Raw genomic sequence first — 15,964 nt, forward strand, 5'->3', positions numbered from 1 at the left:
AAGCCGACCTTTAGCCGCAGCCCCGGCTCCGGCCAGAAACCGCAGAATACATACTATAGGAGATAAACCTCCTATTATGTAAGACGCAACTTGCGCANATGGATATGCGCAAGTTGGTGGGCCGGAACTTCTTAAGGCTGCGGAAGCGAAAGGGCTTCACGCAGGAGAAGTTCTCTGAGGCCTCCGGCCGTACGCAACAATATATCAGCGGTTTGGAGAGTGGTCGGCGCAATCCCACCGTGGTGACTTTGTTCGAACTCGCAAGCGCGTTAGGCGTCAGCCACGTCGATCTTGTTGTACCCGACGAAGAATTTCGCAGTTGGCGCCCGAGACCTCGAAGGAACACTCATAAGAATCGGCCTGCACCGAAGCGTTCGGAGGCGCCGCGGTGAGATGCCTTCGCGCAGAGAAAAGAGCCCCGCCCGATTTGCTTCGGGCGGGGCTTGGCGGAGCGAGGCTCAGTCGCCATTCTTCCGCGGGCGCGACCAGAGCAGGGTGTAGCCTTCCCCGCCATCATCGTCGAACAGGTTGGCGTAGATTGGCGCGTTGAACGAGGGGTCGTCCAGTTTGAGCGAGAGATAATCGCGGCCCTCCTCGGAGCGCTTCCGCCAGGCGGCTCCGATCTCGGCTCGACCGACGAAGACGCGGTGGCTTGGAGCGTTCTCGCTTGCGCGGTTGGCTTCTGCGACGATGCGGACGCCTTTGGCCTGCAGACTGAGGGTGATAATCTCGCCCTGGTAATCGTTACCGACCTTTTTGAACGAACCGATGGTAGCCATGTCACTTCTCCTGTTTGTGTTTCGAACCCGCGACCACCGCGGCCTCGATGGCGATCTAGGGCCGAGGACGATCGGCGCCGCACCGCCTGCCGGCCGGAGCGTAGCGGAGGACGCCGGAGCGAGACTTTCTTGACCGCGAGGAATGGGCGACAGCCCAGGGGAAGAAAGTCTTGAGCGGCGGCGTTGCGGCTTAGGCGATCGAGGCGCAGCCGGTCTTCGGCCAGATCGAGCCATAGAGGCCAGGTGCGTCCGAGTGCTGAACCACAATCTCCAGGAGAGGAAGTGGCGGGTCTCGGTTCTGCTGCACAAGAGGCCGTACGTGTCGGCGAACACAAAGAAGCATTTTGCGGCAAACGGCGCCTCGCGTCAGCCGAGAACGACTGAGATCGAACTGCTTTGCACTCGCGCGCGTGTGGGTGAGCTAGTCCGGAACAGCCACTGCCGCTGTATTGCCGAGGCCTCACCTTTGCCGTTAGCTCGGTCGACCTGGGATGACGGCTAAATAGATCGAAGACGCTTCGGTGCCAACGCGTCTATCGAGAACTCCGGGATCCGGCATCACCTTCTCGGATGCTCAAGCGTTTCGGAGACGTGAAGTATCGGTATTTTCCGGTAAGCCACCCGTTGACGAACTGAAGGCCGCGATCACCGTAGATCAGATCCTCACGCACGTAGGCGTCAACGACTGATTCTTGATTGTTGCCGCCGACTGTCTTCTGAGCAATTGTCATTGCATGGGTTGGTGACGGTTGACCCAGCGTTTCAATTGCGGCATCGCGTGATGTTCCCAATTCCAATGCATAAAACTGGCTGACAGGAATCGTTCCGACTGCTTTGATCGGCACCGCTATTAGTCGCGGAAGATCTTCCGCTCCAATCGGCTTACGACGACTTCTTCGATACAATGCGAATGAATTGGGATGCCGGGGTGCGCATCCCATTTAATGTAGCGATCAGACCGCATGATCTCCCAGCCGGCTTCCGTGTAGATTGCCTCCAGCTCTCCACGCGAGAATGACTTCTTGTGACCACATGCCAACTCTCTCGGCGGGAATCGATAGCGACAGAATGGAACATGGATATAGATGTTGATTTGCTTTGAACGGGCTGTCTCCTGAACGACATCAGCTATGCGAAGTGGCTGCTGAAATGCCCTATACGCCCGCTTCGACGGATAACCAGAGACATAAGTTGGCAACTCCTTTTTCTCAATATTGGTACGAAGAAGGTCTATGCAATTCATTAGTTACCCCTTCGGCGATCGCACGTGACCTAAGCCGCTCCTGCATGACCTCGCTTTGTTGCTCGCCCTACGGATGCGGATAAGCCACAAGAGGACCGGACGATTGGAAGAGCCGGACTCCCGCGCAAGTTCATCTTGAACCGCATCCAGTGATGACCCCGAGTGCCCTCGGGTATTCTGACGCTTTTCACCACTGTCGCTCTGCGAGCGGCGGAAATTTATCCGTGCGGCAGCCCCGACTACGGACAAAGCAGTGTTTTTCTGCACCACGTCCGCAAGTACGCAGCAAATGCCGGGCCAATCGCCTGATGCTCCTGCACATGATAACCGGCTGCGAAGGGAATGGACTGCGGACGCGGCAGGGCAGGCGGGCGCCGACGTCGGACAGATGGGGAAATGCGCGAGGTTGGCGCTCTCTAAACGGATGCGGATCGGTTCAGGTAAGCGCGCAGGGCCTATGGCCTGCTGTGCTTGCTTTCCAAGAAAAATACCCGTGATGACCGCAATTCGCCAAGATGTCGCAAGAGCGACATTTTTGCTCGGAAAGTCGCAAGCGCTCCCTCGACGGTTGCCTGCATCATGCCCCGCCGGCGCACGCGAGTGAACACGCGCGAGCATCACGGTGGGAGGTGCGTTGAGGTTCGTCACACGGCAATGCGGTGACCAGTTAGCCCTCGGCAGAGGAGGTCAGCTGTCCGTCTCTCATGTACAAATCGCATATCTTGTGCTGAGGGCGAGGGAGCTCGCTCTTGAATGGGGCTTACTTCGGCTCCAATCAAGCTACCGAAAACCCGCTTCCTGAACGGGGCGGCCTACGCGCACCGCCTCCCGCGGTTGGACAGAGTAAAACGGGGCGGCTCCGACGCTGGACCAGGATGCGTCGAGTCCGCCCCTACATCACCAGGGCAGGTAGATTGGTGATGGTGCTCTCAAAGAAGCAAGTGCCATGCCGAACCAGGGCGCAGGCTACAGCTGTGTCTCGCGAAAATCTGGTCGAGGGTGCTTCAATCTCACCCGGCATCAAGGTTGTGCACCTTTGACGGTTGTTCGAGCGAGCAAACAACGAGCCCCACTGGGCACGACGGCAACGAGTTCGTTCCCGAAGCAAGAGCGGCATAATTCGCCACTGGCGTGCCGCTGATCGTATTATATGCGCGAACGCGAGAATTCAGCTGTTCGTGATCAGCGCTGGAGGCAGACCGCTTCAATGGCATAAGGCTCCAAGGCTGGTATGGGGGCTAGCTCTGATCATCACGGGCGGCATGTCAGCGGTTCGGATTGGATCGCCACAGCGGGGACTTTCCTCTGGATGAGCGTCGACAGCTATCGATGAGCAAGCGTCGTCGCGGCATCAGGAGAGCCCCGTTCCATTCCGAGCCTCGAACGGGGCTCAGCAAAGATGGTTGAACGCGTCCATGCCGTACTTCCAATAAGGACCGCACCGAGGCACGCGAAGATCTCACGCCAAGCGAGCGACGGCACTCCTATCTGCGACATGACCAACACTACGTGATATCCAGCAATAGCGGCCGGGATCGCAAACGCGGCCGCGATCGCTGCGCGTAAGACCAGAGATCGCGCAATTGCGAGCAAGGTTTGGCCGACCACGAGCGCTCCCGCGCCGGCGGCGATGGCTACGAGCGGTGCACCGACCGGGCCGGCACCGCCATGAAACGCCATCATGCCGGCCGTGACCGCGACAAAAAACGGCAAGGCGTGCACCGCGAGCGTGAAGGCCAGCCAGCAGAATAAGCCAATTCCGGCAGTGTTGAGGACAAGCCCAAGGGCAAGCATGGTGGTGGCTCCGTGTGCATAGCATTAACGGTCGCGCCTACCACCACCACCGCGGCGCAACTTTGGGCATATGATCGAAACGCGGCGGAGTTGCGGCGAGGCAACTCCGCCGGAGTTATCCGGAAGGGAGCGGCTTACGTGCTGCCGAACTTCCAAACCGCGACGCCGAGCCGCTTTGCTTTGTCGGCAAGATTGTCCTGAATTCCAGTGCCCGGGAAGTGCATGACGCCGATGGGCAGAAGTTGAAGCATTGCATCGTTACGCTTGAACGGCGCTGCCTTTGCATGCTTGGTCCAGTCAGGTTTGAAGGCGATCTGTACTACTTTTCGGGTCGTCGCCCATTTGGAAGCGATCAGTTCGGCGCCCTTTGGCGAGCCGCCATGGATCAGGACCATGTCGGGGTGTTTGGCGTGAACCTTGTCGAGACGATCCCAGATCAGACGGTGGTCGTTGAAGTCGAGTCCTCCGGTGAGCACGATCTTCGGTCCTGGTGGTAACATGACCTCGGTTTCTGCCCGCCGCTTGGCGGCAATGAAGTCGCGGGAGTCGATCATTGCTGCGGTGAGCGTGCGGTGATTGACCAGTGATCCCGATCGGGGACGCCAGTGCGAACCGGTGTGTAGCTCGAAGCGTTCGATGGCTTGATCGCGGAAGAGCTCCAGGCAGTTGCGGCGTTCGGTCAACGTGATGCCTTCGGCGGTCAGGCGCTCAAGCTCGACCGATCGCACCTCCGAGCCGTTCTGCTCGCACTGACTCTTGCGTTGAGCCTGTTCGTTGTCGTCCAGCTGGCGACCGATGCGATCGGCTGCACGATGGAACAGGTTGACGGTCGACCAGAGCAGATCCTCGAGGTCCGGCTCGAGCCGCGTGTCGTTCAGGGTCGCGACCAGGGCGTCGAAGATGTCGGCGACTGCGCCCACGATCATCTTGCCTTCGGGCAGTGGTCTCGGATCCAGTTGGTCGTCGAGTGGACGGTAGCCAAAGAGCTGCAATTCGTCGAGGACGAGCTCGGTCGGCGATGCCGCGTGCGAGGGTTCGCTGTCGTCATGGTCGGTCATGGCGTAAAGTCCTTTGCCGGATCGGCCGCGCCCGTCGCGGCCTTCGTGGCGATCGCTCAGACGGCGGGCGGACCGGGCCAGAACCCGGAGCTGCGCGGAGGGCCGAAGCGCAGCGGAGGATGGCTGAGGTGCGGCTATTTTGCTTCGCGATGCAAAGCGCGCCTTCAGATACTTATGACAGTTTCTTTATCGTTGGCGCGCGGCGGAAAATAGCCGGACGCAGCCATTGGCGGCCCGGACCGCCTGCCGTCCGATCGCCCTCTAGAAGGCCAAGGGCGCGTCCTCTCCGGCACTGCGCTCGCCGTGACTGGCCAGTCGACATCGATCACTCGCGCTCACGGTTGACACCGGTCGACGAGAAGGAAGCGATCGACGTCCTCCGGAGCGAGCTGGAGCCGCAAGGCTGCTCGCAGAGCATCGAGGCCGAAGATGTGCAGGTCCTCGTTGAAGTCGCCCAGCCGGGGTGACAGCGGGATTGCCTCGATGCCGGCTTCTTCTGCGTGGTTGGCCAGAGTTGCCTGTACGGCGTCTCCAGCAGCATCGTCGTCGCGAGCGATATAGAGCCGACGCAAGCTCGACGACAGCAACATCACTGCGAGATGGTTGGCGGAAAGCGCAGCTGCCATCGGCAAGGTTGGCAGTGCATAGCGTAGTGACAGCATGGTCTCTATGCCTTCGCCGGCCACAAGCACGTCGTCATCCGCTGCACCGAAACGCACCGCATTGCCGAGCAGGTCGCCCATCGCTCGTCGAGGCGTGTCGATTGGCGCCTTGCCGAGCCGGACGCGGTCGAAGCTGTCCGGATCGAGCCAGGTGCGGTGCACGCCGGTGATGCTGCCATCGAGGTCGGTGACGCAGGCGATCATCGCCGGCCAGGTCTCGGTCGGCAGGTGCTCATCGGGGCGATAGTAGCAGCGGGGGTGGAAACGCAGGCTGCCACCATCGTGCACGTGGGTTATTCCTCGACGCTGCAAGTAAGTCTCAACGACGGTGCCCTCAATCGGACCTGAGATCGCAAACAGGCGTCTTGCGGCCCCTTGTGATCCGGCCCCTACTGTTGGACGAGAGGGCCTGACGACGGCTTCCGGTTCAGGGCGGGGCAGCTTGAGAAACCGCCTCGCCTCCTCGGCAACGTCGCGAAAGTCACCAAGCCTGAGGCTTTCGCGGATGATGTCGAGGAGATCGCCATGCTCACCGGTCGCGGCATCGGTCCACTTGCCGGCGGGTCCCTTTGGCGAGTGCTGGAGCCGCACGAACATCGAGCGGCCTGGGGTATTGTGGACGTCACCGACCAGCCAATACCGCCCTTCGCGCTTGCCATTAGACAGGTAATGTCGGCACACCGCCTCGGCCTCGCACGCGAGGCGGTGTGCCAGTTCGGAGGCGTCGCGGGGCATCAGGCGGCCTCCCACTCGGCGACGCGCTCGATCGCATATTTCTCCAGCACCTTTGCCAGGACGGCGACGCCGCTCGCATCTGACGGCACGAACATGCGCAGCTTCCAGGAGATCATTTCCCCGAAGAGGCCATAGGTGCTCAGTCGATCGCGCATCGTGTCGTCGAATCCCGACAGCTTGATGCGGAAAGCCCTCATGACCCGGACGCGGCGAGTCTGGATGACGGCGGCGTGGCCGGCATCGAGATCGCGTTCAATCGAGCGGATCAGCGAAGGCGTTTTCATGGAGGTAAGGAGGTGACGGAAGAAGCGCTGCTTGGTGCTTTCGAAGGCGGATCGCGCGGCGGACTTTGCTTGCGCGTTCATCGTGCCGGTCTCGCCGGTGATGTTGGCGGCCCGCATTGCCGCGTCGAGGTTGCTATGGATGATGCCGAACGCGCCGGCATAGGCGTCGTAGATGCGAACCTGCTCGGGCGTAAGCTGGTGTTCAACGAGCTCGTACTCGACACCCTCGTACGATAGGGAGCGCACGGCATAGAGGCCGAGCGCCTTGAGGTCGCGCGCCAGCACCTCCATGGCCGCGACCCCGCCCTCCTCGATCGCTTCGACGAACTCCGCCCGGGTGGCAAATGGAAAATCCTCACAGCCCCAGAGTTCGAGCCGCTGGGCTGAGGCGAGATTGTGCACCGTGGCGGCGCCGGTCGCGGAGACATAAACCACGCGGTCATTCGGCAAAGCGTGCTGCAGCCTCAGACCCGCACGCCCTGGCTGGGAGGCAGCCTGTTCACCCCGCTCGATCTTGCCGCCAACCGCGTTCTGCATGGCGTGGCTCTCGTCGAAGATGATCACTCCGTCGAAGTCGGAGTCCAACCATTCGACGATCTGCCGCGCCCTTGAAAGCTTCTCTCCGCGCTCGTCGGTGCGCAGCGTAGCGTAGGTGGTAAACAGGACGCCTTCCGCGAGCCGGATCGGCGTGCACTGACGGAAGCGTGAAAGCGGCGTCACGAGGAGCCGCTCCATCCCGAGCGCCGACCAGTCGCGCTGCGCATCCTCGATCAGCTTGTCGGATTTGCTGATCCAGACCGCCCGGCGGTGACCTTTCAGCCAGTTGTCGACCAGGATACCTGCGACCTGCCGTCCCTTGCCTGCCCCGGTCCCATTGCCCAGGAACCATCCGCGACGAAACCGAACTGCATTCTCCGCATCGTCACGCGCTGCCGCCACGACATCAAAGGTCGCATCGACCGTCCAGGATCCCGCAAGAAATTCCGAATGAGCCTCGCCGGCATAGATCACGCTCTCGAGCTGCGCGTCTGACAGAACGCCGTCCGCTATGATCTTGGCCGGCAGATGCGGCCGATAGGACGGTTTTGGCGGAGCGACTGAAGCCATCGCGGCCGACTGCACGAGCTTGGTCGGGTGCGATTGCGCGCCCGCAATGCGGATCGACTGCAGCGCATAGGCCTCATAAAGCGCGTCGGTGATCTTGCTGTCATCGGTGGGCGTCCAGTCGACCAGCTCGTAGGCGACTTCAGTCGCCGTGAGGTCGACTGCCGGGGTGATCACCGTCATTTGGCGACGGGCGACGTAGCCGCGGGCTGTTCGGGGCGTGGAAGGGGTGGCAGTTGCCGGCAGCGCCGCCCGGGGGGTGCCCACGACAGGACGACGTGGTGGTGCGCGCTCGGTGACCCAGCCGAGCAAAGTCGGCAGGTCGGGAGCCGTGCCGGGAGATTCCGGCAATGACGCGTTGTCGTCGGCCGGCACGCGATCGATGACGGTCAGGCGGGTGTCGATGTTGGTGCCGTGCTTGGCATAGACGGAGCCGTCAATCGCCGCCGAGAATACGACACCGCCCTGCTCCTGCAGCCGCTTGAAGGAGTCTGTCCATGCCGGGTTGTCGGGTGCGAGGTTTGCGCCGGTGACGGTGACCAGCCGTCCACCTTCCGGAAGACGGGCCAGGGCGGATCCGATGTGCCGTAACGCGGCATCTGCCATCTTTCGTTCGACATGAACTGCGGCCGAGAACGGAGTGTTCATCAGCACGACGCTCGGTAGGCAGCCGGCATCGAGGTGGTCGTTGAGGTGAGCGGCATCAAACCGGGCTGTGGAAACGCCGGGAAAGAGCTGCGCAAGAATACCCGCTCGGGTCTCTGCGATCTCGTTGAGGATGAGGGAGCCGCCGGCGAACTCGGCGAGGATGGCAAGGAGGCCGGTGCCGGCCGAGGGTTCAAGCACGACGTCTGCTGGCGTGATCGTCGCCGCCTGACTTGCGACAAACGAAAGCCCCATCGGCGTGGAGAACTGCTGGAGGGTTTCGCTCTCCTCGGACCGGCGTGTGTGGCTCGGAAGGAGGCTCGTGATCCGCATCGGCAGCACGGCCGCCGGCAATGTCGCCTTCACACGCATGGCGGCGCCATAGCGTCGTAGGAATAGGACAGTTGCCGCCTCGCAGGCGTCATAGGCGGTCTTCCAGTTCCAGGCGCCACTGGTATCGGAGGCGCCAAAGGCTGCCTCCATGGCGTTGCGCAGGACAGCCGCTTCGATGCGACGGCTCCGCTCGAGGTCGGTTACGAGCTGTCGCGCAGCCCTGACGATCGCGGACGCGACGACTGCAGTGGCACGCATGGAAAGCGGCGCGGCGCTGGCGCCGACGACGAGAGATTCGGTCATGGGAGGGACTTTCTCGGGAGAGCGGGAATGGGCTGAACCGCCCGGCGCTCTCCTCAACTCCGCGGCGGCTCAAACCCTTCCCGGCCCGACTCTTCCTCTCATGCTTCGCCAAGAAAATTGGGGCCGGCGCTGCACGCCGGCCCCCACGACGAACGCAGGACGGCTGGCGCCGTGCCGCGAGACGATCTTATTCAGCAGCCTCACAGCGTGGCCGGTCGTCGTCGGCCGCGACAGCCTGCTCCTCGTCATCGGAGAGGAATTCGGGCAACGGTCCGGCTTCGCCATCCTGCTGCGCGGGCGCCGGCGCAGCGTCGACTAGACGCAGCGGTTCCGGCAACCAGCCGGAACCGTCGAGAAGACGCTCGGCCTCCTTGGCCATGACGCCCTTCTTCAGATGGTCGATCAGTCCGGCCGAGGACTCGCCCTCGCCCTCACGAACCGCTTCGAGGATGCGGGACTTGGTGACGCGGCCGAGATAGTTGTCGACTGTCGGTCGCCAGCCGGCCTGGACCATGTCGAGGCCGACGGGCACGCGCCAGCACGTCGGCTTGATCAAGACGGATCCGAACGCCGTGGTCGGAAACGCGGCCCTAATTGTATCGGTTGGCCGGCTCAAAGAGGGCATTGACGGCGGATGACGCGCAGTGCGCGAACAGCGACGACTGAGTGGTGCCATCAAACGCCGTCAGCACATCCCAAAGATGCGCCTCGTTCTCTGGCAGCCGTTCCTTCCATGCCTCGTGCCGCGCGTCGATGGCCTTGGCCGACGCACTCTCCTTCAGGCCGGGAGCCTGGGCGGGAAAGTTGGGCGTGTGAAGGGCGATCTCCAGGCAGCTTCCTGAGGATGCAAACCGGTAAAGGGTTCTCAGCACGAAGTTGTGCAGCACAGCCTGGAAGGTGATCGCGGGGCCAGCGCATCCCGCAGCGCCCTCTCCACGACGGGCCGCCAGGAGACTCTCTCTTGGCTTCCAACCCGTCGCGAAAAGCGCCCCCTCCTCTCACTCTTCCCAGGCGCGGAAGGTCACGCATCATGACGCTTCTTGATCGCCCTCAACTGTCTCGACCACGGCGCCCTGATCTATTTCGGGACCGAAGCCGAGCAGATAGTCCGCGGCCTTGCTCGCTTGCGAAGCAGCACGCACGATGGCGCGATTGTCTTCGCGCATGACTTCGAGCCAGGAGCCGATATAGTCGGCATGGCGCACCGTCGGCACGATGCCGAGCGATGCGCAGCCGAACGCGGCGGTGAGTTCCGCCACCAATTCCTCGAAGGCGTATTTCTTGGTGCCGTAGGATCCACTCTGGTCGCGGTTGAGGCGCGAGCGATGACCCGTCGCATGACCGAGCTCATGGAGCGCGGTGCGGTGCCAGTTGATGGGCTCGAAATAGGCTTGCGGTGGCGGGACCTGCACATAGTCTTCGACAGGCGCATAAAATGCGCGATCGCCTCCAATGCGAAACGTGATCCGGGTAGCCTTGATCAGAGCTTCGACTTTGGGCTCTATCATGCCAGGTGGTGGCGGCGGCGCGGTGGTGGCGATCTCAGGCGGCAGATCCTCGCACTGGTCGCTGTTAAATACGGTAAAGCGTTTGAGGAACGGAATCGCCTGTGCCTCCTCGCCGACCTCTGCGGCACGTCGTTTTTCATCGTTCGGCACGAAACGGTCGGCGTAGACCACCGTCGTGCCGCGTTCGCCCTTGCGGACGTGGCCGCCAAGAGAGAGGGCCTGACGGAAGGTGAGCCAGCTTTGTCCCGCATAGCCGCGCTCGATGATGGCCCCCCAGAGAATAAGGACGTTGATCCCGGCATAGAACCGGCCCGAGGATGCATTTTTAGGCATGGCCAGCGGCGCCTTTGCCGCGGCCGTGCCCCAGGGCTGAACCCAGGGGACGCGGCCTGCCTCAAGCTCGGCGATGATCTTGTCGGTAATTTCGTCATAGAGGCTCGCCCGGCTCTGACCGGTACCCGCCCGAAAGTGGTGTTTTGACATCGCGGATCTCCGCGACGGGCGCTGCGAGCCTTTCTCGCAGCCTGCAACCCGTCACGGCAAACCCGGACAGCACTCTCACTCTCAATCTTTTGCGCGAGCTGGGGTAATCCGATTCCCGCCTTCGCTGCCTTGGTCTGGGGCTGCTTCGCTCCAGCAAAGGAGGCGCAAAATGCGCAGTGGTCGTCGGACAGGATGTTTCGCTCAAAACCACTTCAATTTGTGTCGTTGAAGCAGACAGGTCGCCGGTAAGGGAACGCAAAAGCGGAAGAGCGAGCCGATTGCACTCATCAAAGCACTGACCGTGGCGAGAGCAGATCACACTGATGGGCATTGAGCCTTCTCTCTTGTCTAAATGGCTCTACGGCGCACTCGTTGAGAGTGGCTTTCAGACCGTGTATTGAGACCCGCCAGGCTCAGCAGTTTCTGTCCTCGTGGCCCAACAAGACGGGCGCCTCGCAGGTCCCATCATGGAGCGAGGCATTTTTGGCCTTCTCCGCGAACCAGGCAGAAGAAGTAAGCCGCAACGATCCTACCCAAACGGGCGGAGATGCTTCGCGGCTCCGGTCGCAGGCGTATGCCTGCGATTAGAGCGTGACCGTCGAAACGGCCGCCAAGAGCGCATACTTCTTCTCCTCGGAAGCTCAGCCTGGCTATTGAATCGCGACTCAAATTGCTTATTGAGGGCCAGAGCGATAGCAAGCGAGGACACCGGCGCAGGCGATCGACCATCCTGCCCGTTAGTTCCGCTAGGAGCCGGCCGCCATCTTGGCCGCTTCTGCTGCCGCTCGTTGCATGCTCGTCGACATCTCGTTGGTGACCGTGGACTGTTCTTCGACGGCCGCAGCCGTTGAGGTCACATATTCGCTCACGTTGGTAATTGCCTGTTTGATCGCAGTCAGCGCACCGGCAACATCGGCCGAGATCGCGTTGAGGCTTCCGATCTCCTCCCCGATCTTGTCCGTCGCCTGTTTGGCCTGATTGGCAAGGCTCTTGACCTCGGAAGCGACGACGGCAAACCCTCGGCCAGCTTCCCCGGCGCGCGCTGATTCGATCGTGGCGTTGAGCGCAAGCAGATTGATCTGGCCGGTGATGTTGTTGATCATCTCGACGATGCCGCTCATCGACCGGGCGGCGTTAGTCAGGCGCTGCGCCTGACTAACAGCGGTGGCGACGCGCTCGACCGCTCCCGCCGCCGTTTCCCTCGACTTCGTCATCGCCTCAGAGATTTCGCGCACCGATGCATTGAGCTCCTCGGCACCGGCGGCAACAGATTCCATCATGCCACGAACGCGTTCGTTACCTATGCGCACCAGGACTTGCTTCGTCACGTCGGCCGCGTATTTCACGACCTTGAACGGCTTACCGTTCAGATCGAGGAGGCTTGGATATAGACTTCCTTGCCGCTTTTGCCGATGCGTTTGTATTCGGCCGCCTGGTAGTGGCCCTTGTTAAGGCTGTCCCAGAAGGCGCGATATTCCGCACCGTCTCGCTCGGACGGATCAACGAACATGCTGTGGTGCCTGCCCCGGATTTCGCTCAAGGAATAACCGAGCGCCGAAAGAAACTTGTCGTTCGCCTTGATGATCGTGCCGTCCATGTCGAATTCGATGACGGCCTGAGACTTGCCGATCGCCTCGATCTGCCCGGCGAGGTCGGCATTCCGTAGCTTCTCGCCGGTCACGTCGGTTGCGAATTTCACAACCTTGAACGGCTTGCCCTTGTCGTCGAAGATGGGGTTGTAGGATGCTTGGATCCAAACTTCCTTTGCGCCCTTGCCGACGCGCTTGTATTCGGCCGCTTGGAAGTCGCCGCGATTGAGCGAAGCCCAGAACTCGCGGTAGGCAGGACTATCTTGAAACGCCGGTTCGACGAACATACTGTGGTGCTTGCCCTGGATCTCGGCCAATGTGTAGCCGAGCGCCTTCAGAAAGTTATCATTGGCGGTGATGATCGTCCCGTCGAGGTTGAATTCGACGATCGCCTGCGAGCGGTTGGCGGCAGCAGCCTGCGCGGCGTAGTCAAGGTTCTGCAGGCGAACCGACGCGTCCGCCCATTCGACCACTACACCTGCGCGCTTGCCATTTGCATGCTTTAGCGGCGTCGCCACGAGGTCGAATGTGCGCGTGCCAATTTTGATGGTCGCCCGGTGGCGCGACGAGAGGCTCTGTAGCAGGCGCCGCTGATGGCTCGGACTTCTGTGAAAGACGTCAATGTTGGTACCGATGAGCGTCGCGACATCGAACTGCCGTAGTTCCTTCTTCAGATCGGCCTCGGCTTCGCCCAGCAGGGCTGTAACCGCGTCGTTCATGTAGACGATGTTCAGCCGATCGTCCGCCACCATCACGTTCGCGTCGATGGATTTTGCGGCCAAGAGGGTCAGCGAACCGTGATCAGGTTTGCGGGCGAAGATCGATTATCTCCATCGACTCTTGATTGATCGGAATTTTAGAGGTGGCTCAGCTTGTCTCGCAGCGTCTCGATCATCTGATGGAGGCGGACGGTTGCAAGAGTTGTTGCCTGGTGGAAGCGCAAGGCACATGACCCGTGAGCAACCGGATCTCCCAGTGGCCATCTGCAACCAGAATGACGCCTCGCGGATGTCCTGGACAGCCGCAACTGGCCGCGAGGTCTCGCACTCGCCGGAAACTGATACGGATTGTTCATTCCGAGTTTCTCCACGCGCCATGGACGCGCCACAGTCCATGTCAGATTGTTGGTCGCAAGCAGTTTCCTGCGAGTTGTGTCGGGAGTTAGCTGCTCAATTGGGCCTGCGAGGGGAAGGCCGATCCCAGAGATCGATCCAACGACAGGCAACCAGGATGATTCCTTTGCGCCACTCTGCACCGAGTTTGTTTGACAGCCGTTAAGGGAAGCATCCGTAAATTTGCGGGCCCGAAGGTGTTATGTTACGTCGGCTGCTCATTCGCACCGGCGGCTGTTTGCTATTTGGAAGATTCTGGCCTTCGTAGTCTACCGTCTCGCCAAGCGACAAACGTCGGGATCGGGTCGAAGTGAGAGTTTAGCCTTCGATCCCACTGATAGCGCTCCGCCTGCATGGAAGCGGGGCGCAACATGCCGGATGACCAACTTTCCATCGAGCACGAGCAAGATCGTTGCTTCAAAGGGCCGACACGGCCATTTTCGGAAAAGTAGGCGGCTCGTGGATGAGCTACATGTGTCCATGAGGAAGACGAAGCCTGGACGAAAGCTTGCACTACCTCCATTGGCTCCGCATCGAGGACCATGACACGGGACGAGATCGTCTTCACTCCCGGTGAGCTTGCTTCGACAACTTGCCTGCACCGCGGCCGATGAATCTTGGCCAAGTAGGAGCCTCACGATGACCATCACCATTACCGCCTTTGAACGGCCACCCGATCGCGCAAGGAACTGACGCGTGATACCCGCGTTCGCTGAGCGCGCTAGAGGGAGTGGGCCAACCCTACGAGGTTAGCTTGTTTCGTTTCGTGCGAAGAAGGAACCCGCGCATCTGGCTGTTCAACCTTTCGGCGCGCTCATCCAGGGATGGTTTCTGTCGGCAGCGCCGAACCGTTCATCGATCTGCTGGAGCGGCTGTCGTTTAGCAATCGGCAAGCACCGTATCATTTGGGACAAAAATTCGCCTCTCCGGAGCGTTATGGTTGATCTCGGCAAAATGGACATATTTGATCTCATGGCGCCGCACATTCTACGATGACCAGGTGGCATCCGATCAGATCGCCCACGAGCGCCGGTAACCTTCATCAGTCACCTTAACACACGGATTGCGTTGCGCTCGCTGTGCCTGCCGCTACGAGAAATAGCAGCCGCACAAGGATTGGTCGACATCAGCCATCCGTACCTGTGCGGTTAGGGGCCGCCGTCGAAGGGCGGCGGTCCCGCCCTGGGGGACTCGCGCTCGCAGTCCGCTTGAGCTCGGCTCGCCGTTCCCGACGGCGCGCCGAGGCAGCGATCCGGGTACAGCTGAGCGGCTTGCAGCACATTGCGCTGTGCCGTCTGGATGCATCCGCCGACCGCAGCGCAGCTCCGCCGGTGAGCAATAGTCGCAGCGCGCTTCCGAGGCCTCGATGCTTCGTTGTACGCCCCGAAAGAACGCGCCTCCTTGCGCGGTCCCGACCACGCAGCCCAGCCTAAGCCCTGTATGCATGTCGGCTGTTGGCCGATCCAAAAGGTGGCTGTTGCGATGCAGAGATATCGGTGATTCAGTCTGTCTGGTTGGCAGGACCGATGATCACGATGGGCATCGGTAAGTCGCCGCAGATGTAGGGGTGACGTGGGACTTGGCGCCTTCCGCGCTCGCGACAGGCATCACGATATCGCTGGTCGGGTTGATATCTCGTTTTGGCGGCTCAACCGGCTGGCATGGCCATTGCTTAAGTTGGGTTGTGGGAATTTCAGGGTCCCAGCTTGAAACAGAAGCCGCCGGGACAGCGACATTTCGAGCCCGGCTGCGTATTTTTTCGAGACTGGCAGCGTGTCCAGGAACCTGCGGGAGCTTTGGAGTGGTTAGTTATAGATGGAGTCTGTCCGGTGGCGTCTAAAAATTTAGAAGCTGGTTCTTCGGCCGATCGATCTGCCCGAACGAACCGAGAGCGGTTGACGGTTCCCCAGCGCCCCGATGACGTGCTGCAGGAGGCTGAGAAAAAGGCGACGGCCGTTCGCGAAAACATGGCCCGACTGCGCGAACTACGTCTGGCCAGAGAAGCGCACGAGGTTCAGACCGAAATCTCAGCCGGCAATCAAGTCGCCAAGGCAAAGCGGAAAAAACGAGCTAGATAGAAGTGGTCGCTTTTGATTGCTGGCGCATTATCCATTTGTGGCGCTTCGCAAATTTCAGTGCGGTGCCGTCCATGATCAAACGGAGCACGTGCTCAGCGGCGCGAGATCGAAGCTTTTGAATTCCGTTTATGCGCAGCCATCGTCGAGAGCTGGAACTCGGCCTCGGTGCCTCGCTACAGACTTCTAGCGGGACCGGCTCGTCAATCAAAAGAGGACGATGACGGATAGGGCTCGCGTCGTGGGTGACGACCGAA

8 protein-coding genes and 3 pseudogenes are annotated in these 15,964 nt (G+C 61.0%); 3 read left to right on the forward strand and 8 right to left on the reverse strand.

All coding sequences use genetic code 11. The annotated features are described in order from the left end of the window. Positions 1-98: 98 nt before the first annotated feature. Positions 99-392: a helix-turn-helix domain-containing protein gene (locus A3AI_RS44465; protein WP_024520660.1), complete on the forward strand. Its 294-nt coding sequence runs from the start codon at positions 99-101 to the stop codon at positions 390-392. A 66-nt stretch (positions 393-458) separates the two neighbouring features. Here the strand turns inward: A3AI_RS44465 and A3AI_RS0138840 are convergent, their stop codons facing one another. Further along, on the reverse strand, positions 459-779 hold the full coding sequence (locus A3AI_RS0138840; RefSeq protein ID WP_024520661.1) for a DUF736 domain-containing protein: 321 nt from the start codon (positions 777-779) through the stop codon (positions 459-461). 533 nt (positions 780-1,312) lie between these two features. Continuing rightward, the gene (locus tag A3AI_RS48445) at positions 1,313-1,624 is read right to left on the reverse strand and encodes a hypothetical protein (RefSeq protein ID WP_156928141.1); all 312 of its coding nucleotides are present in this window, start codon (positions 1,622-1,624) and stop codon (positions 1,313-1,315) included. A gap of 1,994 nt (positions 1,625-3,618) precedes the next feature. On the opposite strand from A3AI_RS48445, the gene A3AI_RS48450 reads away from it, so the two are divergent. Next, a complete protein-coding gene (locus tag A3AI_RS48450) occupies positions 3,619-3,774 on the forward strand; it encodes a hypothetical protein (RefSeq protein WP_156928142.1) in 156 nt (51 codons plus the stop codon). Positions 3,775-3,950: 176 nt separating this feature from the next. On the opposite strand, the gene A3AI_RS0138855 is transcribed toward A3AI_RS48450, so the two are convergent. From A3AI_RS0138855 to A3AI_RS44475, 6 genes and pseudogenes are all read right to left on the reverse strand, one after another. Further along, entirely contained in the window at positions 3,951-4,874 is a 924-nt protein-coding gene (locus tag A3AI_RS0138855) for a DUF2493 domain-containing protein (protein WP_024520664.1), read from the reverse strand. A 335-nt stretch (positions 4,875-5,209) separates the two neighbouring features. Next, positions 5,210-6,271 carry a DUF7146 domain-containing protein gene (locus A3AI_RS0138860; protein WP_024520665.1) on the reverse strand — a complete coding sequence of 354 codons (1,062 nt, stop codon included), beginning with the start codon at positions 6,269-6,271 and terminating at the stop codon, positions 5,210-5,212. A 215-nt stretch (positions 6,272-6,486) separates the two neighbouring features. Beyond that, positions 6,487-8,940 (reverse strand): annotated as a pseudogene (locus tag A3AI_RS0138865) (strawberry notch-like NTP hydrolase domain-containing protein); the annotation flags it as partial. A gap of 187 nt (positions 8,941-9,127) precedes the next feature. After that, positions 9,128-9,848, reverse strand: a pseudogene (locus A3AI_RS46880) (DNA-binding protein); the annotation flags it as partial. A gap of 120 nt (positions 9,849-9,968) precedes the next feature. Continuing rightward, the gene (locus A3AI_RS0138880; protein WP_024520669.1) at positions 9,969-10,931 is read right to left on the reverse strand and encodes an ArdC family protein; all 963 of its coding nucleotides are present in this window, start codon (positions 10,929-10,931) and stop codon (positions 9,969-9,971) included. A 746-nt stretch (positions 10,932-11,677) separates the two neighbouring features. Then, positions 11,678-13,341: pseudogene (locus A3AI_RS44475) on the reverse strand (methyl-accepting chemotaxis protein). A 2,186-nt stretch (positions 13,342-15,527) separates the two neighbouring features. Here A3AI_RS44475 and A3AI_RS44480 point away from each other — a divergent pair. Next, entirely contained in the window at positions 15,528-15,710 is a 183-nt protein-coding gene (locus tag A3AI_RS44480) for a hypothetical protein (protein WP_024520670.1), read from the forward strand. Positions 15,711-15,964 lie beyond the last annotated feature (254 nt).

It is taken from the genome of Bradyrhizobium sp. Tv2a-2 (assembly GCF_000472425.1).
Lineage (GTDB): Bacteria > Pseudomonadota > Alphaproteobacteria > Rhizobiales > Xanthobacteraceae > Bradyrhizobium.